Annotated in this window: 21 protein-coding genes and 1 pseudogene; 4 read left to right on the top strand and 18 right to left on the bottom strand. The window is 69.0% G+C overall.

All coding sequences use genetic code 11. The annotated features are described in order from the left end of the window. Positions 1-869: 869 nt before the first annotated feature. Positions 870-1,520, bottom strand: a complete 651-nt coding sequence (rpe, locus tag NVU01S_RS29110) for a ribulose-phosphate 3-epimerase (protein ID WP_029903161.1) — start codon at positions 1,518-1,520, stop codon at positions 870-872. A gap of 96 nt (positions 1,521-1,616) precedes the next feature. Here rpe and NVU01S_RS29115 point away from each other — a divergent pair, with 96 nt between their 5' ends. Both NVU01S_RS29115 and NVU01S_RS29120 read left to right on the top strand, forming a co-directional pair. Next, positions 1,617-2,039, top strand: a complete 423-nt coding sequence (locus tag NVU01S_RS29115) for an ATP-binding protein (protein ID WP_014986430.1) — start codon at positions 1,617-1,619, stop codon at positions 2,037-2,039. Further along, positions 2,039-2,941 carry an RNA polymerase sigma factor SigF gene (locus NVU01S_RS29120; protein WP_156161987.1) on the top strand — a complete coding sequence of 301 codons (903 nt, stop codon included), beginning with the start codon at positions 2,039-2,041 and terminating at the stop codon, positions 2,939-2,941. Before NVU01S_RS29115 ends, NVU01S_RS29120 begins: the two co-directional genes overlap by 1 nt. A gap of 1 nt (position 2,942) precedes the next feature. Here the strand turns inward: NVU01S_RS29120 and NVU01S_RS29125 are convergent, their stop codons facing one another. The 7 genes from NVU01S_RS29125 to NVU01S_RS29155 all read right to left on the bottom strand — a co-directional run bounded on the left by NVU01S_RS29125 (position 2,943) and on the right by NVU01S_RS29155 (position 9,839). Beyond that, positions 2,943-3,287 carry an MmcQ/YjbR family DNA-binding protein gene (locus NVU01S_RS29125; protein WP_043682044.1) on the bottom strand — a complete coding sequence of 115 codons (345 nt, stop codon included), beginning with the start codon at positions 3,285-3,287 and terminating at the stop codon, positions 2,943-2,945. 468 nt (positions 3,288-3,755) lie between these two features. Beyond that, positions 3,756-5,195 (bottom strand): RsmB/NOP family class I SAM-dependent RNA methyltransferase, encoded by a 1,440-nt coding sequence (locus NVU01S_RS29130; protein ID WP_082032459.1) that lies wholly within the window; start codon positions 5,193-5,195, stop codon positions 3,756-3,758. 601 nt (positions 5,196-5,796) lie between these two features. Continuing rightward, positions 5,797-6,720 (bottom strand): methionyl-tRNA formyltransferase, encoded by a 924-nt coding sequence (fmt, locus tag NVU01S_RS29135; protein ID WP_043682038.1) that lies wholly within the window; start codon positions 6,718-6,720, stop codon positions 5,797-5,799. Continuing rightward, entirely contained in the window at positions 6,720-7,286 is a 567-nt protein-coding gene (gene def, locus NVU01S_RS29140) for a peptide deformylase (protein WP_043682056.1), read from the bottom strand. Before def ends, fmt begins: the two co-directional genes overlap by 1 nt. A gap of 150 nt (positions 7,287-7,436) precedes the next feature. Continuing rightward, the gene (locus tag NVU01S_RS29145; protein ID WP_373864220.1) at positions 7,437-8,444 is read right to left on the bottom strand and encodes an esterase/lipase family protein; all 1,008 of its coding nucleotides are present in this window, start codon (positions 8,442-8,444) and stop codon (positions 7,437-7,439) included. Between the two features lie 61 nt (positions 8,445-8,505). After that, the gene (locus NVU01S_RS29150) at positions 8,506-9,162 is read right to left on the bottom strand and encodes a PadR family transcriptional regulator (protein ID WP_043682031.1); all 657 of its coding nucleotides are present in this window, start codon (positions 9,160-9,162) and stop codon (positions 8,506-8,508) included. 92 nt (positions 9,163-9,254) lie between these two features. Beyond that, entirely contained in the window at positions 9,255-9,839 is a 585-nt protein-coding gene (locus NVU01S_RS29155) for a TetR/AcrR family transcriptional regulator (protein ID WP_244467548.1), read from the bottom strand. Between the two features lie 79 nt (positions 9,840-9,918). Between NVU01S_RS29155 and NVU01S_RS29160 the strand changes: the two genes are divergently transcribed. Beyond that, complete coding sequence (locus tag NVU01S_RS29160; RefSeq protein WP_043682028.1) at positions 9,919-10,764, top strand: SDR family oxidoreductase; 846 nt, start codon at positions 9,919-9,921, stop codon at positions 10,762-10,764. A 10-nt stretch (positions 10,765-10,774) separates the two neighbouring features. On the opposite strand, the gene NVU01S_RS29165 is transcribed toward NVU01S_RS29160, so the two are convergent. The 4 genes from NVU01S_RS29165 to NVU01S_RS29180 all read right to left on the bottom strand — a co-directional run bounded on the left by NVU01S_RS29165 (position 10,775) and on the right by NVU01S_RS29180 (position 14,346). After that, complete coding sequence (locus NVU01S_RS29165; RefSeq protein WP_052281396.1) at positions 10,775-11,467, bottom strand: YqeB family protein; 693 nt, start codon at positions 11,465-11,467, stop codon at positions 10,775-10,777. Between the two features lie 2 nt (positions 11,468-11,469). Next, positions 11,470-12,069 carry a TetR/AcrR family transcriptional regulator gene (locus NVU01S_RS29170; protein WP_043682026.1) on the bottom strand — a complete coding sequence of 200 codons (600 nt, stop codon included), beginning with the start codon at positions 12,067-12,069 and terminating at the stop codon, positions 11,470-11,472. Between the two features lie 99 nt (positions 12,070-12,168). Continuing rightward, a complete protein-coding gene (locus NVU01S_RS29175; protein WP_043682023.1) occupies positions 12,169-12,573 on the bottom strand; it encodes a subtilase-type protease inhibitor in 405 nt (134 codons plus the stop codon). 204 nt (positions 12,574-12,777) lie between these two features. Beyond that, positions 12,778-14,346 (bottom strand): primosomal protein N', encoded by a 1,569-nt coding sequence (locus NVU01S_RS29180; RefSeq protein ID WP_373864222.1) that lies wholly within the window; start codon positions 14,344-14,346, stop codon positions 12,778-12,780. 861 nt (positions 14,347-15,207) lie between these two features. Between NVU01S_RS29180 and NVU01S_RS44320 the strand changes: the two genes are divergently transcribed. After that, complete coding sequence (locus NVU01S_RS44320) at positions 15,208-15,405, top strand: hypothetical protein (protein ID WP_052281394.1); 198 nt, start codon at positions 15,208-15,210, stop codon at positions 15,403-15,405. A gap of 588 nt (positions 15,406-15,993) precedes the next feature. On the opposite strand, the pseudogene NVU01S_RS42675 reads toward NVU01S_RS44320, so the two are convergent. The 6 genes and pseudogenes from NVU01S_RS42675 to mihF all read right to left on the bottom strand — a co-directional run. Beyond that, positions 15,994-16,332 (bottom strand): annotated as a pseudogene (locus tag NVU01S_RS42675) (primosomal protein N' family DNA-binding protein); the annotation flags it as partial. A gap of 1,046 nt (positions 16,333-17,378) precedes the next feature. Then, positions 17,379-18,590, bottom strand: a complete 1,212-nt coding sequence (metK, locus tag NVU01S_RS29195; protein ID WP_043682014.1) for a methionine adenosyltransferase — start codon at positions 18,588-18,590, stop codon at positions 17,379-17,381. Positions 18,591-18,802: 212 nt separating this feature from the next. Further along, the gene (coaBC, locus tag NVU01S_RS29200) at positions 18,803-20,089 is read right to left on the bottom strand and encodes a bifunctional phosphopantothenoylcysteine decarboxylase/phosphopantothenate--cysteine ligase CoaBC (protein ID WP_373864221.1); all 1,287 of its coding nucleotides are present in this window, start codon (positions 20,087-20,089) and stop codon (positions 18,803-18,805) included. A 22-nt stretch (positions 20,090-20,111) separates the two neighbouring features. Beyond that, positions 20,112-20,393 carry a DNA-directed RNA polymerase subunit omega gene (gene rpoZ, locus NVU01S_RS29205; RefSeq protein ID WP_014986448.1) on the bottom strand — a complete coding sequence of 94 codons (282 nt, stop codon included), beginning with the start codon at positions 20,391-20,393 and terminating at the stop codon, positions 20,112-20,114. Between the two features lie 94 nt (positions 20,394-20,487). Next, positions 20,488-21,072, bottom strand: a complete 585-nt coding sequence (gene gmk, locus NVU01S_RS29210) for a guanylate kinase (RefSeq protein ID WP_042262657.1) — start codon at positions 21,070-21,072, stop codon at positions 20,488-20,490. Positions 21,073-21,080: 8 nt separating this feature from the next. Then, positions 21,081-21,401 (bottom strand): integration host factor, actinobacterial type, encoded by a 321-nt coding sequence (gene mihF, locus NVU01S_RS29215; protein ID WP_014986450.1) that lies wholly within the window; start codon positions 21,399-21,401, stop codon positions 21,081-21,083. Between the last annotated feature and the right edge of the window lie 55 nt (positions 21,402-21,456).

The raw sequence follows: 21,456 nt of genomic DNA on the forward strand, positions 1-21,456 counted from the left end.
AAAGCGCAGCTCCCCGCTCCAGCAGAGCGCGACTCCCCGCCCCAGCAAAGCGCAGCTCCCCGCTCCAGCAGAGCGCGACTCCCCGCCCCAGCAGAGTGCGTGCGGCTCCCCGCTCCAGCAGAGCGACGCTCCCCGCTCCAGCAGAGCGCGGCAGGGAGTTCGATTGGGCTGGACGCGAGGCCGGAAAGTCACGAAAGTTGGACGGGCGATCACCAGGTAATGGTGGCGGCATCGGCCGAGAGGGTGCCACCACCATTACCTGGTGATCGACTGTCCAGCTGTTCAGCGGACAGCGACGACCTGTTTCAAGGGGCGACAGCCTGTGACAGCGGTGCGCTGCGCCGATTCAGGTAAGCAACACCCGGCTCCAGGTGCAGGCGGCTCCCCACTCCAGCCTTGCGCGGCAACCAGTTCCAGCATTGACCGGCCGCCAGTTCCAGCTGTGGGTGACAAGCCAGTTCCAGCAGTGCGCGGCACTCCGCTTCAGCAGATACCGGCCAATTCCAGCAGCACACCGCAGCCGATTCAGCGGTGCGCAGCAGCCGACTCAACAGCACACGGCAGCCGACCCGACAGCACGTCAACGGCACGCGGCAGCCAACTCAGCGGTGCGCAGCAACCGACCCGACAGCACGTCAACGGCACGCGGCAGCCAACTCAGCGGTGCGCAGCAACCGACCCAACAGCACGTCAACGGCAGGCGGCAGCCAGCCCAGCAGTGCGCAGCAACCGACCCAACAGCACACGGCAGCCGACCCAACAACACGTCAACGGCACGCGGCAGCCAACTCAGCAGTGCCCAGCAACCGACCCAACAGCAGCCAACTCAGCGGTGCACGGCAGCCAACTCAGCGGACGCGGCAACCGACTCAGCGGTGGGCGGCGGCTTGTTTGCGGAGGGCCTGGACGGTGGCTGCGGGGTCGGCGGTGTTGTAGACGGCGGATCCGGCGACGAAGCAGTCGATGCCGGCTTCCGCGGCGGCTTCGATGGTGTTGGCGTTGATGCCGCCGTCGATTTCTACCAGCAGGCGCAGTTCGCCGGCGTCGACCAGGCGGCGGACGGTGCGTGCCTTGTCGAGGACGTCGGCGATGAACGACTGCCCGCCGAAGCCGGGTTCGACGCTCATCACCAGCAGGGTGTCGAACTCGCGCAGGATCTCCAGGTACGGCTCGATCGGCGTGTTCGGCTTCACCGAGAGCCCGGCCTTGGCGCCGGCCGCACGGATGTCGCGGGCCACCGCGATGGGGTCGTCGGTCGCTTCGGCGTGGAAGGTCACGTTGTAGGCGCCGGCCTCCGCGTACGGGGGTGCCCAGCGGCCCGGGTCCTCGATCATCAAGTGGCAGTCGAGCGGGATGTCGGTGGCTTTCAACAGGCTTTCCACCACCGGTAGGCCCAGGGTCAGGTTCGGGACGAAGTGCGCGTCCATCACGTCGACGTGCAGCCAGTCGGCGCCCTCGACGGCTCGCGCCTCATCCGCGAGATGCGCGAAATCGGCGGACAGGATGGACGGGGCGATCATCGGGACGGCCGGGCGCGCGTAAGTCGGGGTGGACACAACGCCGCAGTCTATCGGTACTGGGGGTTGCCCAGCGCGGGAGTGGGTAGCCTGCATAGGGTGATCAACATTTCGGCGGAACAGGGGCTCTACAGCACCCCGGTGGAGATTCGGGTGGCCGCATCGGTCACGCAGCTGCCCATCGTTCGTGGGCTCGCCGAAACTCTGGTCCTACTAAGCGATTTCACATTGGACGAGGTGGCCGATATCCGGCTCGCGGTCGACGAGGTCTGCTCCACCCTCATCGCGGTCGCGGGTCCGGGCACGAGTCTGCACTGCCGTTTCACCGTCGGCGAGACCGAATTGCTGGTCCGGGTGAGCGGCATCGCCGACAAGGAGGGCTTACCCGATCAACGCAGTTTCGGCTGGCATGTGCTGCGCACCCTGACCGATGAGGTCCAGGCCACTCAGGATTCATTCGACTCGGCAGTATCCGGATATCCGACGACGGTCGAGTTCCGTCGGGTCCGGGGGAAAGCGTAGTGCCGGACGAGGAGACCGTGTTCGACTCGGAACGAGATGACGCCGAGACTACCGTCGACGATTCCGGAACCACCTCGGCCGAGGCCGAAAAGATCAGCGAGGAAGACGCCGCCGAGGACAGCGAAACCCTCGAAACCGCAAGCACTGTCGCGGGTTACGACGATGTCGGCCTGCTGTTCCAGCAGTTGGGTGCGAGCACGGCGGGCACCGCGCGGCATGCGGCGATCCGCGCCGAACTGATCAGCCGGTGCATTCCGCTCGCCGATCACATCGCGCGCAAATTCAGCGGGCGCGGCGAACCTTTCGATGATCTGACTCAGGTGGCGCGGGTCGGGTTGGTGCACGCGGTGGACCGCTTCGATATCGAACGCGGCTCCAATTTCCTGTCCTTCGCGGTGCCGACCATCATGGGCGAGGTGCGCCGCTATTTCCGGGACAACACCTGGGCGATGCGAGTCCCGCGGCGGGTCAAGGAAACTCATTTGCGCATCGGCGCCGCGATCGACGCGCTGTCGCAACGGCTCGGCCGCTCGCCGACGGCGAAGGAGATCGCGGCCGAACTCGACGTGGACCCGGACGAGGTGACCCAGGCCGTCATCGCGGGCAACGCCTACCAGCCGAGTTCCATCGACGCGGCCACCCTCGGCCGCGACACCGACGCATCGCTGCTCGACACCCTCGGTGAGGAAGAAACTCAGTTCGATCGGGTCGAAGAGTACGTCGCGATCCGTCCGCTGCTGGCCGGGCTGCCCGAGCGGGAACGCCGGATTCTCACCATGCGGTTCTTCGAGTCGATGACGCAGACGCAGATCGCGCAGCAGATGGGAATCTCGCAGATGCACGTTTCCCGTATCCTCGCGAAAACCCTTGCCCGGCTGCGGGAACAGACCAGCCGGGAGTAGTTCACTCCGGTCGGCGCTGGGTGCGGAGCTTCGGCGGGGCGGTGCGCCACCATGCGTCGTCCAGCAGTTCGCGCAGGTGGTCCCGGTCGATATGTTCGAGGTCGATCAGGATGTAGGGGTGGCCGTCGTAGTGCGGGGTGGTGAAGAACGCCGGGTCACCGGACGCGAGCAGTGCCTCCTTCTCGGCGAGATCGCAGGCGAGCACCAACCCGCCCTCCGCCTCCACCCGCAACCTGCCGAACCCTTTCCCGCCGACCTTCAACGCCGGGCTGCGCCACCACGTCGATTCCTCGACACCGGGCAGCTCGGTCGCCACCGCCACCACATCCTGCCAGGTCAGAGCCATACCCCGAGTATGCCGCACCCCTGCGCCGTCACGATTGGACGAATGGAACCCCGAGTCGCGAGGGCGGACGCGGCCCGGTCCGGCGCGCCCGCCTTACGGGTCGACTTCCGCGGCCGAGCCCCGACACCGGTGGCCATGCGGGCGCAACGACTCCGACGGTCGTCCTCGACCGATCCGGCGGGGCCACCCCTCGTCACGGCAGAGGCGGAGCCCGCGACGCGCGAGATCAGCGCTCGGAAGGGCACCCCGGCCCGCCGCAGCCAACTCGTTCCCGACCGAGCACTCGTCCGCAGGACCGCGCGGCCGATCCCTTTGCGCCGGTACTGAATACGGTGGTGGGCCACGAGCGGCAAACCGCTGTGGAGCAGGTCGGTATGTGGGCAATCCGTGGGTGGCCGGTCCACGGAGGGTGGACGACCCGCGGACGACCGGTGGACCGAGCGACTAGTGGGAGTCCGCCTGCAGGAGTCAGGGGGTGGCGGGTTTGCGGAGGGCGGCCATGAACATGGCGTCGGTACCGTGGCGGTGCGGCCACAGTTGGGCGGTGGGGCCTTCGCCTACGTCGGAGACGCCGGGGAGCAGGTCGCGGGTGTCGAGTTGTTCGGCGCCGGTGCGGCGGACCGCGTCGGCGACGACCGCCACCGTCTCGGGGAGATGGGGCGAGCAGGTCGAGTACAGCAGGACGCCGCCGGGGCGGAGCAGATCCCATGCGGCGGTGAGCAATTCGCGCTGGAGCTGGACCAGTTCGGCGACGTCGGCGGGGGTGCGGCGCCAGCGTGCCTCCGGGCGGCGACGCAGTGCGCCGAGCCCGGTGCACGGGGCGTCGACCAGGATGCGGTCGTAGCCGGGCGTCAGGCCGCTGCTGCGACCGTCGGTGACGTGCACGTCGACGGGCAGGCCGTGCACCGCCTTGCGGACGAGTTCGGCGCGATGCTCGGCGGGCTCCACGGCGTCGACGTGAAAACCGTCGATACCGGCGAGCGCCCCGAGCAGGGCGGCCTTTCCGCCGGGTCCGGCGCAGAGGTCGAGCCAGCGGCCGCCGTCCGGTCCGTCGAGCGGCGCCTTGGTCAGTGCCAGGGCGACCAGCTGACTGCCCTCGTCCTGAACAGCGGCCATGCCGTCGCGAACCGGCTCCAGCTTTCCGGGATCACCACCGTCGAGATAGACCGCGTACGGTGACCAGCGCCCTTCCTCGCCGCCGGTCACCAGCGCCAATTCCTCGGCCGTGATATCGCCGGGCCGGGCGACCAGATGGACGGCCGGGCGCGCGTCGTCGGCGGCCAGTGCGTCGCGCAGTTCGCCCGCTCGCGCGCCGAGCGCGTCCGCGAAGGCCTGTGCGATCCACACCGGGTGCGCGAATTCGAAAGCCAAGTGGCCCACGGGATCTCGCGGTGCGAGGGTTTCGACCCACGCCTCGACGGTCTTCTCCCCCGCGCGTCGCAGTACCGCGTTCACGAACCCCGCTTTACCCGCCCCGGCTTCGGTACGCGCGAGCGCCACCGAGGTGTCCACGGCGGCGTGTGCGCCGATCCGCGTCCGCAACAGTTGATAGACGCCGAGCCGCAACACATCCAGCAGTGGACCGTCGATCTCGGCGATCGGGCGCCCCGCACCGGCCTCGATCACCGCGTCGAGCAACCCCTGCGACCGGCACGCACCGTAGGCGAGTTCGGTCGCCAACGCCGCGTCCCGTCCCGTCACCTTCCGGTCCCGAAGCAGGCCGGGCAGCACGAGATTCGCATACGCGTCCCGCTCCCGCACGGCCCGCAACACATCCCGCGCGACAAGCCGAGCCGCATCCACCCCCTCCGGAACCCGATCCTTCCCACCCCGTTTCGCCACCCCTTCCCCCTTGCCGCCGGACCCGCGCTTGGCCCCCTGCGCCGCCCCACCGGCTCGACCACCCACGCGCGCACCACCATTCGCCGCCCCACCCGAACGACCACCGGACCGCGAAGCACCCACGCCACCACCGCCGCCTGGCCCACCGGACCGACCGCCCACGCGCGCACCACCTTTCGTCGCGCCGCTGTTCGGTTGACCCCCGGACCGCGCACGACGCTCCGTCCCGGCCGCACCATTTTGGTCGGGTTGTGCGCTTGCCGAGTTGTCGGCACGCTTCCACTTCGCCTGGGAAGCAGATTGTTTCGCGCCGGAGCGAGCTGCTCCAGAGCGCTCTTCGTTCCGCGCAGCCGAGCGGTTCGGGCCGGCGGGTCGACCGGAATCGCTGCGGCCACGGGACCCCTCGCGGCCCGAGGCCGCACCGGTGTACCCTCGCCCACTTCTCGAACCGCGAGACTCGTTGCCGCCCTTACCTTCCGGCGGGGTCACGCGACCACTCCGCCGAGCCGGGAGCCGACAGTCCGGCCGGGTACCGAGATACTGCGCCGTGCTGTCATATTCCACCGCTCTGGTCGCGGTCGCGGCGCGACGCCGCGAACCTGGTCTGGCTGCTGCGGCGCGGCCGCGCCGCCGGACTCGTCCCACCGCTGAGTCCGATCGAGGATCCTCACTCGAACTCCGCACCGGGTTGCAGGCGGGCGCCGCGGGCCCAGTCGAGGGCTGCCATCATGCGTTTGCCTTGGGGCTGAACTTGGTCGAGGCGGACCGCGGTGGTCGCGGTGCCGACGAAGACCCCCGCTTTGCGCACCTCGATGGTGCGCGGCGGCAGCTGTTCTTCGACGAGTTCGACGGGGCCGAGTTTCAGTCGGGCACCGCCGATTTCGGTCCAGGCGCCGGGTGCCGGGGTGACCGCGCGGATGCGGCGGCCGATGGCGAGGGCGGGCAGGTCCCAGCGGATGTGCGCGGCCTCGGCGGTCACCTTGGCGGCGTGCGAGATACCCTCGGCGGGTTGTGGAACCGAGTGCAGCGTCCCGTCTTCCACACCGTCCAGGGTGGCTTCCAGCAGCCGGGCGCCGCTTTCGGCGAGCCGGTCGAGCAGCACGCCCGCGGTGTCGGTGACGTCGATCTTCTCGGTGACGGTGCCGAACACCGGTCCGGTGTCGAGGCCGGCCTCGATCTGGAAGGTGGACGCGCCGGTGATCTCGTCGCCCGCGTTGATCGCGGCCTGCACCGGCGCCGCGCCGCGCCAGGCGGGCAGCAGCGAGAAGTGCAGGTTGATCCAGCCGAAGCGCGGGATGTCGAGCACCCGCTGCGGCAGCAACGCGCCGTAGGCCACGACCGGACAGCAGTCCGGCGCCAATTCGGTGAGCTGCTCGATGAATTCGGGTTCGGACGGGCGCCGCGGGGTCAGCACCGGTATGCCGTGCTCGTCGGCGAGCAGCCCGACCGGCGACCGGGTCACCTTGCGGCCGCGGCCTGCGACGGCGTCGGGCCGGGTCACCACGGCGATCACGTCGTGCCGGTTGGATTCGAGGAAGCGACGCAGCGACGGCACGGCCGGTTCCGGCGTGCCCGCGAAGACGATGCGCATCAGCGGCCCCGTCCGAACGGACCGGCCTGGCCCGCTCCGCTCACCGACCGCGACGGCCGGGCGGTGACACCCGCACTGAACCAATCGGATTCGCGAATGGTGCGCATCGCGTCCTTGCGGTCGGCCGGGTCGAGCCGATCGATGAACAGCACGCCGTCGAGATGATCGGTCTCGTGCTGTACGCACCGCGCCAGCAGCCCTTCGGCGGTGAATTCGACTGGCGCGCCATGCATGTCGACGCCGCGGGCGCGTACCCGCAGTGCCCGCCGGGTATCGTGGCGCACCCCGGGGATGGACAGGCAGCCTTCCGGCCCGACCTGCTCTTCGTCGCCGATGACTTCCCACTGCGGGTTCACCAGATGCCCCGCCGCGTCATGAGTGTCGTACACGAACACACGCAACCCCACTCCGATCTGCGGTGCCGCCATTCCGACGCCACCGTCGTCGTGCATGGTGTCGGTCAGGTCGGTCACCAGCTGCTGCAGTTCCCGGTCGAATGCGGTGACCTCCGCCGCGCGGGCGCGCAGAATGGGATCGCCGAACAGGCGAACAGGCTGAATGGTCACGGCAAACTCCCGGAAGCGGACGAACACGGTCGTCTCATTCTAGTGAGACGACCGAATGTCCCCGATTCACCAGTCGGAAGCTGGTAGAACTCGAGTGCGGTCGGGCGGGGTGACGGTTCCTCCGCCCGGCCGCCCGCCGCGAGCAAGTCCTCAGGAATGCCCGGCGACGATCACCTCGGGGATCCCGGTGCCGAGCGCGACCGGCCGGCAGACCGGCGCGGGCGCGCTCGGGTCGAGCACGGTCAGCAGCAGTTGCTGCACGAACGGGTCGTAGACCATGTGGAAGTGCCCGGTCAGGTTCGTCGGGCAGCGGTCCTGCAGCACGATGTTGGTCGCGTTCGCTCCGCGCAGCGCGATATTGCTGAACGGCTGGATCATCTCGTCGACCCGGCTGCCGATCGTGGTGTAGCGCGGACCGGGCACGGTGTCGCCGCCCGCGTTCAACTCGACCATGATCGTCGAGCCCTGCGCCTGCTGCACCGCGGCCAGCGAGGTCACCCGGGCGAAGGCCGCCATTCCACCGGGCACCGCCTGCACGATCGGCACCAGGCCGTACATCACGCCGCCGTAGCTGGGCGACGCGAGCCCGACCCACTGCCCGACCTTGGCTGCTCCCCCGAGCTTGTTGATGTAGTACCGCGTGACGGTCGCGCCTTGCGAAAATCCGACCAGGTCCACCTTTTCGGCGCCGGTCGCGGCGAGCACCTGATCGACGAACGCGCCGATCTGATAAGAGCTGAGCACCACGTCTTCGGTGCCGAAGGTTTCGGCGCCCGGCTTACCGCCGTAGTTGAGCGCGAAGACACAGAACCCGGCCGCGGTGAGTTGCGGTGCGATCCCGGACCAGTCCGAGTAGGCGCTGGAGTCGGTGCCGTGCGCGAGGACCACCGGGCGCGGACGTCCGGCGGTCGGCTTGCAGTCGAAATTGTTGGTGCCGATCGGCACCGCGTTCGGATGTGCTTTCTTGTACCACGCCGCGGCCAGATGATCGGACTGCGACGGGCCGGGTTCGGAAGGCACCTCGGGCGGCAGGTAACCGAGGGGCGCGGCCTGCGCCGGCCCGGAGCCGAGAACTACGGCTCCGGCCAGCGCCACGGCCACCCCGGCCCTGCACAAGAGTGACTTTCCCCAACCCCACGAACCCCTAGACTGTTGCATTTCACAATGATCTACCGGATTCGCTTCAAATGTGCACTCCGGCGCGGTGTTTCACACCCCGTTACTTTTCGGGGGTCTCGTCTTCGGCGAGGATCCGGTAGAGCGATTTGCGGGTCTCGGTGAGCAGTTCCGCCGCTCGCGCCGCCTGTTCGGGGGTGCCGACGGCCGCCACCTGTGCGACCGCGCCCATCACCTGGCCGACCAGACCGCGCAGATCGATCGCCTGCGCGCCGACGTCTTCCTTTACGTCCGCCCACGGGTCGCCCAGTTCGTCCTTGTGCTCGGTGACGTACGCGGTGCCCGCCTCGGTCAGCTGCGCGGTCTTGCGACCGGCGATCTTGTCGATGAGGACGAGTCCCTCGTCTTCCAACTGGGCCAGCGCGGGGTAGATCGACCCCGGGCTCGGGCGCCAGACGTCGTCGCTGCGCTCGCGGATCTGCTGGATGAGTTCGTAGCCGTGCATCGGCCGCTCGGTGAGCAGCAGCAGCACCGCGGCACGCACGTCACCGCGCCTGCCCCGGCCGCCGCGACCACGTCCGCGACCGAAACCCGGGCCGAAGCCGGGTCCGAATCCTGGGCCGAAGCCCGGACCGAAATCGGGTCCGTGCCCATGCCCGTGCCTGCCGCGACGGAACCGCTGGCGGGGATCGAAGTCCTCGCCGCCCGGTCGCGACCAGGGGCCGCGCCGTCCGAAATCTCGATGTCCTTGGTTCTCCATGTAAGCCTCCTCAGGCTCTCGTGTTCGTTTCATAGTATCGACGATATATCGGCAATGCATCGAACGCAAGGGCCTTTCGAGAGCGAGGCGACTCAGCTCACGAGGGAGTCGATCCAGCGCACCAGCCGATCCCCCTCCGCCGCCATCAACGCTGGATCGCGAAACGTGTTGGTGAGCAACGAGATTCCCTGATAAGCCGCGATCAGCGCGACAGCCAGCTCCGCCGCGTCGGGGCGACCCATGGCGGCGAACTGCGCCTCGACCCAGTCGACCAATCGCCGCATGACCTCGGCGAGTTCGCGGTCCAGACCGTCGGCCCGCTTGTCCAGTTCGGTCGCGAGCGTCCCCGACGGACACCCGATCCGCGCGGCGGTCTCCCGCTGATCGACCCACCCGCGAATCAGCGCTTCGAGCCGATCCTGCGGCGCGGGCAACTGCTCGAGCAGAGCGATCAGCTCGGTCAACGTGTGGTCGTGCGCACCGATCGCGGCGCGGACCAGTTGATCCTTGGTCTTGAAGTAGTAGTAGACATTGCCGACCGGCACGTCGGCGGCGTGCGCGATATCGGCGATGGTCGTCTTCTCCACCCCTTGCTCGTGGAACACCCGGGCCGCCGCCGCGCCGAGCCGTTCCCGCTTGCCGCCCCTCGGCCGGTCCCCGATCACTGAGTTAGTCACCCAACTCACTATAGACAAGCTGGGTAGACGCGGCTATGTTCGATTTAGTCAGTCAACTAACTCAGAAGGATTCGACACGATGATCGTGGTCACCGGAGCAACCGGAAACATCGGCGCACACCTCGTACAGACCCTGGCCGACGCCGGCGAGAACGTCACGGCGGTATCGCGGGGCAACCGGCCGACCGAATGGCCGGGCGGCGTGCGGCCGGTGCGGGCCGACCTCGCCGATCCCGGCAGCCTCGCCCCCGCGGTCGCGGGCGCCGACGCGCTGTTCCTGCTCATCACCGGCGAGCAACTGGTCGACGGTCCGGCACCGGAGCGAGTGCTCGAGGTCGCCGCGACAGGCGGGGTCCGGCGGGTGGTGTTCGTGTCATCGCAGGGCGTGGCGACCCGGCCCGGCGCCGCAGGTTATGCCCGGTTGGCCGCGTTCGAAGACGCCATTCGACAATCCGACCTGGAGTGGACCATCCTGCGCCCCGCGGGCTTCTATGCCAACACCTACGCGTGGGCCGAATCCGTGCGCGCAGACCGCACGGTCGCCGCACCTTTCGGCGCCGTCGGCCTGCCGTCGATCGACCCGGCCGATATCGCCGCCGTGGCGGCCGCCGCACTCCGCGAAGACGGGCACGCCGGGCAGACCTACACGCTGACCGGCCCGGCGCTGAGCACGCCACAGGAACAGGCGGCGGCCCTCGGGGCGGCGCTCGACGCACCGGTGCGTTTCGTGGAATTGACTCGGGCGCAGGCGTTTACCGGCATGGCCCGGTTCATGCCGGAACCGGTGGTCGAGCACACACTGGCGATCCTCGGCACGCCAACCGCCGCGGAACTCGAGCTCAGCGCCGATGTGCAGCGCGTGCTCGGCCGCAAGCCGACGAGTTACGCGCAGTGGGCACAACGTAATCGCGCGGCGTTCGCCTGAGCCTGGGTGTTCACACCTGGTCGAAGAAGCGAATGTGCTGCTCGCCCTGACGGTCTCGGACATCGACGCCGAGGGTGAGCAGTTCCTCGTCGAGTTCTTCGACCGCGAGCGGCTTTTCGTCGGACAGCGCCCGCCGCCGCGCACGCAGCACCGCGTCGACGGCGGGGCCGGACTCCGGGCGGCCGTCGACCCAGCGCAGAAAATCGGCGCCGAACGGATCGTCCTGGTCGAGCCAGGGATAGCCGTGATCCCGGAACGCCTGCTCGATATCGTTGCGGGACAGGTCCTTTGCGCCGAACCGGGCCAGCGGGCGCCGCGACCGGTCGGTGAGCACCAGGTCCGCGCCTTCGCGGAACACGGCCGCGACGCTCTTACGCGGCACATGGCGCGCGCGGCCGTTCTGCGACAGCTCGACGTGGTCGTCGGCGACGGTGAGCGTGAGCGCCTCGTGGCGGGCCACCTCGAACAGCACGATCCCGGCGACGACGCCGACGACGGAGGTGACCGGGACCAGCCACACCGGCGGCACGGTCATCGCGATGCGCAGCGGACCCGGCGTCGCGTCGAAGGTATCGATCACCCAGTGCCCGATCGGGCGGACGACGAACCCGAGCCCGACACCGAGCAGCAACCCGCCGATCGAGAACGCCCAGGCCCACAGGACGGAAAAGCGCAGGACAGTGGGCGCGGAAGTAGTGGTCATGGTTACTCCGTTTCGGTCGGTCGCAGCAGCCGCGACACGGTCGCGCGCACCAGCGGGCGCGGATCGTGCGGGTGCGCGGGATCGGCGTTGAGAAAGGCCGCGTCGACGACCGCGAGGATCCAGCGCGCGGTTTCCGCGGGCGGGAAACCGGAGTCCAGCTGGCCCGCGCGCACGCCGCGCTCCAGCAGCGTGGTGAGCGCTTCGGCGCTGAGCCGCGCGTCCTCCAGCACCACCCGCGTCAGCTCCTCGTCCTGATCGATGCGCCGCAGCAACTCGACCATCAGGCCGGGCGCCACCGGGTCGAGCGCCTCGGCGGCCAGCGCGTCCACGAGGTCGAGCACGGCGGCCAGGCAGTCGGTCCGATCGATGTGGCGCGCAATGACTTCCGTGTGTTCGGGAATCGAGGCCTCGAAGATCGAGCGGAAAACGGCGGCCTTGTCCTTGAAGTAGTAGAAGACGCTGCCGGAACTCATCCCGGCGACCTGCGCGATCTGCGTGGCGGTGGTGTTCTCGTAGCCGTGCGAGCCGAACAATTCGGCGGCCGCGGCCGTGATGGCGCGCCGGCGCTCGGCGACTCGATCGGGATCCACGGTGCGTGCCATGCGGCGATCGTATCATTAACTGATCGGCCAGTTAAATAATTATTCGAGCGCAGGGTTGTTACCCGCCCGCGGGCTAGAAAATGAGGGCTCCGTCGCGGACTAGAACACCGGAGTGGTCTTGGCACGCAGTTCGCAACTGTTGCTGAACTGCTTCTCCCACTTCACCGCTTTGCCCTGCCAGGTGCCGGTCGCGGTCGCGGTGACCGGGTCGTAGACCTGCGCGCACATCGTGCCGGGATCGCCGGCGAGCTTGTCGAAATCGCCGCCCGCGCCGATCAGCGCGGCACACGCCCCATCGGGATTCGCGTGATCGCCACCGGCCGGTTCGCAGGTGAGCGAGACCCGCGTGGGCTGCACGCCCAGCGTCTGCCCCGCGCTCACCGCGAGATCGAGGGTGGTCCGAGCCGGCGCGGAATCGGACTTCCCGCAGGCAACGGGCAGGGTGAGGGTGGCGAACGCAAGGCACACGGTCGCGAGGATGCGGCGGAGCGGAGTCGTCGGCACGTGGAGAGTTAAGCACGGGCGATCCGCGCGCGGGACCAACGCGCCGGGGGGTGGAGGGACCGGTTTCGTGAGCTTGTGGGCGTGGATCGGCGGACGTGGGAGTGCGGCACTGCGGCAATGCGGTGCTGCCCGGTTCCGGTTTCCTTGGTGCGGCAGCGCTCAGCCGATATCGACCCGGTTCCGGTTTTCTTGATGCGGCAGCGCTCAGCCGATATCGACCGGATCGATCTGGACGCGCAGGGGCGCGTCGGAACGGTGCGTACTGCGGACCGCCTGAGCGGCGGTGAGGGCACGGGCGAGCGCGGCGCCGGACCTGCGGTCCACCCGCAACAGGATCCGTTCGACCTCGGCCGGAGAATCGCCGGAGGAGAACGGTTTGCGGGCAGCGGGCGGCAGCGGAACCGGGCCCAGCACTACGACATCGTCGGGAAGGGTTGCGGTGGAGAGCAATTCGGCGATCGAATCGGAGGTGCCGTCGATCGCCGCCATCCGCACGGCGGGCGGGAAACCGACCTCGGCGCGACTGGCCAACTCGGCCCGGGCATGGCCGACCGGATCCCAGCGCAGCAGTGTCTGCACCGTGGGAATCGAGGGCTCCGCGACGACGAACACCTGCCCGTGCGAACGCACCAGCGTCGCCGCGGCCATCCAGCGACGCAACGCGTCCTCGGCCGCGCGCAGATCGGCGCGGCCGAGCAGGGCCCAGCTGTCCAGCAGCAGCGCCACCCCGTAACCACCGGGCAGCACCGGTTCCGCGCCGACCGTGGCGACCACCACCTGCGGGCCGGGCTCCACGGTGTCGAGCATCGCGCCGCCACTCGAACCACGGATCGGCACACCGGGAAAGGCGCGGCCGAGTTCCTCCGCCGTCCGGATCGCGCCGATCACCACCGCGCGCAACGCCCGCGAACCACAGGCCTGGCAGCGGAACGCCGCCTCCGTGATACCGCACCAGCGACAGCTCGGACTGTGCGCGGGCTCAGGTGAATGTCGTTGCCCCGCACGGCCGTCCGGTAACGCGAGCGGGCCGTTGCAATGGCGGCAGCGCGCCGGGGTCCGACATTTCGCGCAGGCCAGCGCCGGGACATAGCCGCGGCGCGGCACCTGCACCAGCACGCCCGCGCCCTCCTTCAGCGCGGAGCGGGCGGCGGCGAAAGCGACCGCGGGAATACGGACCGCCCGCGCGACCGGGTCCCGTTCCAGCGCGGCATCGGAATCACCGGGCACGCTGATGCGCGGGGAAGCTTTACGCACCACCGCGCGGTCGGCCACCAGGTCGTGCGCCCACCCGGTTTCCACGACCGCCTGGATCTCCGCCGTCCGCGCGAAACCCGCCGCGACGAACGCGGCACCCGTCTCGTGCGAGCGCAGCATGGCCACCTCGCGCGCATGCGGATACGGTGCGCGCGGCTCGGCGTAGGTGTCGTCCCCGTCGTCCCAGATCGCGATGAGCCCGAGATTGTCGGCGGGCGCGAAAACCGCGCTACGAGTGCCGACCACCACCCGTGCCGTCCCGCGCAACACCGAAAGCCAGCGCCGGTACCGCGCGGCCGGACCCAACCCCGCCGACAATCCGACCGCCGAATCTCCCAGCAGCCGTTCGCATTCCGCCAGCACCCGGTCCAGATCCCGCTGATCCGGCACCATCAGAATCGCGCTACGCCCCGCACCCGCCACCGTCGCCGCCAACTCCGCGAGCCGACGCGGCCAATCCTCCCCCGGCAACGCCTGCCAACCCGCCCGCGGACCTTTGCCCTGCGCCAGCGCCGTCACAAACGCCGGCCCATGCACATACCGATACCAAGCCTCCGGAACCTGCACGCTCGGCGATTCCGCAGAGCCGTTGGAGGTCGAATCCTCTTGCGTCGCATCGCCGACGCCGTCTCCGCTCGCAACGGAAGGGCCGCCGGTCAACGCCCCGGCATCGGGCTCCGCCTGCCCACCCTCCCCCGGTGCTCGAGGCGAAGAATCCGCGTCCGTCCGTACCCCAGCAGTCGAATCCGGCTGTTCGGCAGCATGGTCCGGCACACTGGGCGACTCTGCGTCTGCCTGCGAGAACATGCGCGGCGAAACCCGCTGCGGTGCTGCACCGTGCCGCGCTGCGGGCGAAACCCGTTGCGTCGCCTCGCCAGCCATCTCGGACGAAGCGGGATCAGCTGCCGAGTCGATCGCGGGAGCCGACTCGGCTGTGTCGACCGCGGGCCGATCCGACGGCACAACCGCATCCGATCGGACGCTTTCCGTATTGTCGGATACCTCTGCGGCCCTACCTTCGGCAGCTGAGTCAGCCGCAGCACCTTCCGAGGGCGCGAACGAAACCTGCTGTGGAGCTTGCGGATCGGCGGCAGTGGCCGAACCTGCCGCACCGCTGCCCGCGGCACGCGCCGCCACAACACCGGCGCCGCCGAGCAACTCCGCATCCGAAAACGTAGGCGGCGGAACCTGGTCGGGTACTGCGTCTGACGGTATGGCCGGATCCGTCGACGACCCGGGCGCCGGCGGCGGCGATGTGGCGGCCGAAACCCCCTGCGTCGGCACCGAAGACGACGCAGGCTCGAAATCGGCCGTTGGTGCCGAACCCGGTTGGCCGGTGTCAGTCACGAGAGCAGCCGACGACCCGGGATCGGGGGGCGATTGCGTCGCAGCAGACGCCCGCTGCGGCGGACGAGGAGACGGGACGGCATCGGCATCGGCATCGGCATCGGCATCGGCATCGGCATCGGCATCGGCATCGGCATCGGCATCGGCATCGGCATCGGCATCGGACTCAGTATCGGACTCGGCCGATGGTGCCGAATCCGTCAGTTGTGGATCGGATTCCGGACCAACTGATGAGCCGGATGCGAAGTGCGGCAGCGCGGCGGTGGAACCGCTTTGCGTGCCCCCGGGAGCCGACGCAGCGGAGATCTGCTGCGGAGAAGGCGCGGCACCGTCTTGCTCGTCGCTTGCGCCGAGGTGATGAGTGGAGTCGTCCGTGGGGACGGCTTCTTCGGAAAGTTCTTGGGCGGCAGCGGAGTTCTTCTCGGTGCCAGCGGTTCCGGGGTCGGCAGATGACGTGTTCTCGGAGCCTGCCGGTGCGGCGGCGGTGACACGTGATGGCGGTGCCGGGGGTGATGCGTGCGCGGCGCCACCCTGCTCGTCGCGACCGGGGTCGCCGTTCGAGCTGTCTGCGCGATCGGCTTCTGCGGAAAGTTCCTGTGCGGTACCGGACTGCTTCTCCGATCCACCGGCTCCCAGGTCAGCAGATGACGCGGCCGCGGTGTGTGGCACTGCGGCGGCCGGGACGCGCCGCGGGGGTGCCGGAGGGGATGGGCGCGCGGTCCCGCCGTTTTCCGCGCGGCTGGGATCGTCGGTGGTCTCGTCACCGTCGTCTTCCGCGGAAAGTTCTTGCGCGGTAGCGGATTTCTTTTTGCCGCCGGTTTCGGTGCGGGCATGGCGGGGTGGGATGGCGAGGCGGAGGACGTCGGCTCGGGTGCCGGCGTAGCGGGCGGCTACGGCGGTGGTCAGTTGGCGGATTTCCGGAGTCAGGACGCGTTCGGCGGAGACGACGCGTTCGAGTTTCACCAGTTTGCCGCTGTGGTCGCTGCGCGCGCGGCGCTCCAAGAGGTAGCCGTCGACCAACCGACCGGCGAAGCGGACGCGCACGCGCACGCCCGGTTGTGCGAGTTCGTCCAGTTCGGGCGGGACCAGGTAATCGAAGTCACGGTCCAGATGCGCGGGCGACAGCAATGGAAGCACCCGGGCGATCGGGTACTCCATGCTCGCAGGTCCCACCGGCAGAACCCCTTGCGAGGCAGGGGTATCCGCCGTCGGCTCGCTCACGCAGGTCTGGCCGGCTCAGCCGCCGACCGTGGCACGCAAAACATCCGCTCCACCGACAGGTGAACGCGCACCTCGCTCGACAGCGACTTCTGAGCCGGCCGCCCGACCTTCCGTCGCAGCCCTCGGCCAGCGCAACGCCGATCCGACACCACGGCAGGCACCGCGCAGCGAATCCGCGGCGCATCCGCCCGGTGCCACGACGGCACGTAGCCCTTCGCAACGCGCTGGCAACCTTCGTCCAAGCCGAGCTGACCTGCCTCGATGACAGCCGCTACGCAACCCGTCGGCGAGTCACCACCGCTCGGCCGGTAACAAGAATTTTCCCCCGGATCCGGCCGAAATGAACGGCCAGAGTGCGCTCGAATCACCCACCCGGGGATAGCCCCCCTTGACATCACGTGACGGCTCGAGGACCACCGAAAACCCGCCGCCCGACGCTGAACCCCACGCCCCAACAGCGCGTCAGCCCCCCGACGCACACCGCGATTCCCGCACCCCTCCTGCGCTTCCGCACCCACTGCACCACCCCACAGCCCGTGCGAAAACACAGAACCCGTGCGCGAACCCACAACCAACGCGCCCGACCGCGGCGACGACACCACTCCCCCTCGCCAACAGCGAGAACAACCCAAGCGACAGATAGGTACACCGCAGAGAATCCCGCACCCGTTCTGCGCTCCCGCACCCACTGCACCACCCCACAGCCCGTGCGAAAACACAGAACCCGTGCGCGAACCCACAACCAACGCGCCCAACCGCGGCGACGACACCACTCCGCACCCCTTCTGCGCTCCCGCACGCACTGCACCACGCCACAGCGGGTGCGAAGACGCAGAATCCGTGCGGGAACGGACAGTGGGTGCGACGAGCGGCGGGCTCACTCGCGCCGACGGCGCCAGTGAGCCCGCTCGGCGAACGGGAGGGTCGGTCCGCGCGAAGTTCAACCGCGGGAGGTGGAACGGCGCCCGGACCGACGTGTCCATTTACAGGCCGACGGCTGCGCGCAGTTTGTCGGCGCGGTCGGTGTGCTCCCAGGGCAGGTCGACGTCGGTGCGGCCGAAGTGGCCGTACGCGGCGGTCGGTGCGTAGATGGGGCGCAGCAGGTCGAGGTCGCGGATGATGGCGCCGGGGCGCAGGTCGAAAACCTCTTTGATCGCGGTGGCGATGCGTTCCGGGTCGACCTTTTCGGTGCCGAAGGTTTCCACGAACAGGCCGACGGGCGCGGACTTGCCGATGGCGTAGGCCACCTGGACCTCGACCCGCTCGGACAGACCGGCCGCGACGACGTTCTTGGCGACCCAGCGCATGGCGTATGCGGCGGAACGGTCCACCTTCGACGGGTCCTTGCCGGAGAACGCGCCACCGCCGTGGCGGGCCATGCCGCCGTAGGTGTCGACGATGATCTTGCGACCGGTCAGGCCCGCGTCGCCCATCGGGCCGCCGAGCACGAACTTGCCGGTCGGGTTGACCAGCAGGCGGATCTCGGAGGTGTCCAAGCTGGGTAGTTCGAGGTCGGCCAGCACCGCGTCGACGACCTTCTCCCGGATGTCGGGCGCGAGCAGGTTGTCCAGGTCGATATCGGCGGCGTGCTGGGTGGAGATGACCACGGTGTCCAGCCGGACCGGACGATCACCGTCGTATTCGATGGTGACCTGGGTCTTGCCGTCGGGCCGCAGGTAGGGCAGCACGCCGGACTTGCGTACCTCGGTCAGCTTGCGCGACAGGCGATGCGCGAGCGCGATGGGCAGCGGCATGAGTTCGGGGGTGTCGCTGGTCGCGTAACCGAACATCAGGCCCTGGTCGCCCGCGCCCTGCTTCTCGATCTCGTCGTCGGAGCCGCCGACCCGCGCCTCGTGCGAAGTGTCCACGCCCTGCGCGATATCCGGCGATTGCGCGCCGATCGCGATATTGACGCCGCAGGAATTGCCATCGAATCCCTTTGCCGAGGAGTCGTATCCGATTTCGAGCACCTTTTCCCGGACGATGCGGGGAATATCGGCGTAGGCGGACGTGGTGACCTCACCCGCGACGTGGACCTGGCCGGTCGTCACGAGGGTTTCCACCGCGACCCGGCTGCGCGGGTCCGCCCCGATCAACGCGTCGAGGATGGAATCGCTGATAGCGTCACAGATCTTGTCCGGGTGACCTTCGGTCACGGACTCACTGGTGAATAGCCGGCTGCCGGACGTGCGCACAGTTCTTCCCTCTCCCTCACGGGTCATTCGTACGATTTGCGACAGTAACGCGATGCCGTCGCCGCGCAAACCCTTCGTTCCAGACTATGGCAAACCACTGACGCGCTGGACTCGGCGAGAGCTGGCTCTCCCCCAGCGGGATCGATCGTTCACCCTGACGTCACTCGGTTGATGATAGTTCCTGGGGCATTATCCCAGTCGCACAATGAGTTTCAGCGCAACAGCGGCCCGAGCGCGTCGAGCACCCGGCTGGCGAGCAGCGCTTTCGACCCGTGGTCGAGCGACTGTTCGGTACCGTCCGCACCGAGCAACCAGCCGTTGTTGGTGTCGACCTCGAACGCCTTGCCCTCGCCGACCGCGTTGACCACCAGCAAATCGCATCCCTTGCGGGCCAGCTTGGCCCGCGCGTAGGTGAGCACGTCGCCGTGTTCGTCACCGGTCTCGGCGGCGAATCCGACGATCGCGGTGCCGGGCAGCTGCCCGTCCCGCCGGGCCTGCACCAGGCCGGCGAGGATATCGGTGGTCTTGGTCAACGCGATGACGTCGGGTTCGCCGGCGCCCTTCTTGATCTTGGCCGCGGCCACGTCGGTGGGCCGGAAATCGGCCACCGCCGCCGCCATGATCACCGCGTCGGCGCCGACCGCGTGCTTGTCCACCGCGGTCTTCAACTGCTCGGCGGTGGTGATGTGCACCAGGTCGACGGCCGCGGGTGCGGCCATCTCGATCGTGTTGCCCGCGATCAGCGTGACGTGCGCGCCGCGCTGTGCCGCGACCCGGGCGAGGGCGTAGCCCTGCTTGCCCGAGCTGCGGTTGCCGAGGAAACGCACCGGATCCAGCGGTTCCCTGGTGCCGCCCGCGGTGATCACCACGCGGCGGCCCTCGAGGTCACGCGGAATGGCGTCGGCGCGTTCCAGCAGCAGGGTGGCCAGCCCGAAGATCTCCTCGGGCTCGGGCAGCCGTCCCGGGCCGGTGTCGGTGCCGGTGAGCCGGCCCGACGCGGGCTCCATGACGATCGCACCGTGGGCGCGCAGCGTCGCGACGTTGGCGACGGTCGCCGGATGCTCCCACATCTCGGTGTGCATCGCGGGCGCGAACACGATCGGACATCGGGCCGTCAGCAGGGTCGCGGTGAGCAGGTCGTCGGCGCGGCCCTGGGCCGCGCGCGCCATCAGGTCGGCGGTCGCCGGGGCGATGACCACGAGGTCCGCCTCCTGGCCCAGCCGGACATGCGGCACCTCGGGCACGTCGGTGAACACATCGGTGTGCACCGGGCTCCCGGACAACGCCTCGAAGGTGGCCTTACCGACGAACTGCAACGCCGACTCGGTGGGGATCACCCGAACCCGGTGTCCGGTCTCGGTGAACCGCCGGACCAGCGAGCAGGCTTTGTAGGCGGCGATGCCGCCGCCGACGCCGACGACGATCCGTGTGGTGCTCACTGTGCCTCCGGCTGCTGGTTCATCCCCGCGCCGCGGGGAATTCGGTACCGCGGCGTCCATCGGACGACGCGCACACTCGGGCCTACTCGCCTTCGGAGTGCTCGAGCAGGTCGGAGTGGATCTCGCGCATGGCAACCGAGAGCGGCTTCTCCTGCAGGCCGGGCTCGACCAGCGGGCCGACGTATTCGAGGATGCCGTCGCCGAGCTGGTTGTAGTAGTCGTTGATCTGGCGGGCCCGCTTGGCCGCGTAGATGACCAGGGCGTACTTGGACGAAGTGCGCTCCAGCAGCTCATCGATCGGGGGGTTGGTGAGGCCGATCGGGGTGTCGTATGCGGGAACGGTCTTGAGGTCCGTACTGCTCACTAGGAGGGCTCCTGCGCGTTGGAGGTGGTGGCCGGGCGAGGCCCGGCCGGGCTGGTGAACCCGAGCGTGCCGGACCGGCCGCAGCCGGTCGGGGTCACGAACTCGAATTTGTGCTAACGAACAACGATACCAACTGCTCACAGGCGCTGGTCACCTCGTCGTTCACTATGACGATGTCGAACTCGTCACAGGCCGCCAGTTCGGTCCTGGCGGTTTCCAACCTGCGGGCGATCACCTCGGGCGATTCGGTGCCGCGTGCGGTGAGCCGGGAGACCAGCTCGTCCCAGCTCGGCGGCGCGAGAAACGCCAGGGTCGCCTCCGGTATCGCTTTGCGTACCGACCGCGCGCCCTCCAGGTCCACTTCGACCAACACCGGTAGGCCGTCCGCGAGGGCCGCCCGTACCGGCGCTGCCGGGGTGCCCGAACGCTGCAAGCCACCGTGAATATCCGCCCACTCGAGCAGTTCACCCGCCTCGATCATGGCGTCGAACTCTTCCCGGGACACGAACCGATAGTCGAGACCGTCGACCTCCCCGGGCCGCGGAGCCCGGGTCGTTGCCGACACACTGAAGATCAGGTGCGGCAGTCGCTCGCGGACGCAGCGGACCACGGTGGACTTGCCAACGGCCGAGGGGCCGACCAGTACAACCAGCCGACCCTTCCGCGTGTGTTCGACCACCCTCGTTATCAGGCGTCGAAGTCGAACCGGGCCAGCAGCGCCTTGCGCTGCCGATCGCCCAGTCCGCGCAGACGCCGGGTGGGGGCGATCTCCAGTTCACTCATGATTTCCGCCGCCTTGACCTTGCCCACCTTCGGCAGGGCCTCGAGCAGCGCAGACACCTTCATCTTGCCGAGAATCTCATCGGACTCGGCATCGGTGAGGACCTGCTTCAGGTTGGTGCCGCCTCGCTTCAGGCGCTCCTTGAGCTCCGCCCGAGCGCGGCGAGCGGCAGCCGCCTTCTCCAAAGCAGCGGCGCGCTGCTCGTCAGTCAGCTGGGGAAGGGCCACGGTTCCTCCGTCTCATCGTTCATTGCATCAACTCCTGCCGGTAACCCGGCAGTCT

The organism is Nocardia vulneris, from assembly GCF_001613425.1.
GTDB lineage: Bacteria > Actinomycetota > Actinomycetes > Mycobacteriales > Mycobacteriaceae > Nocardia > Nocardia vulneris.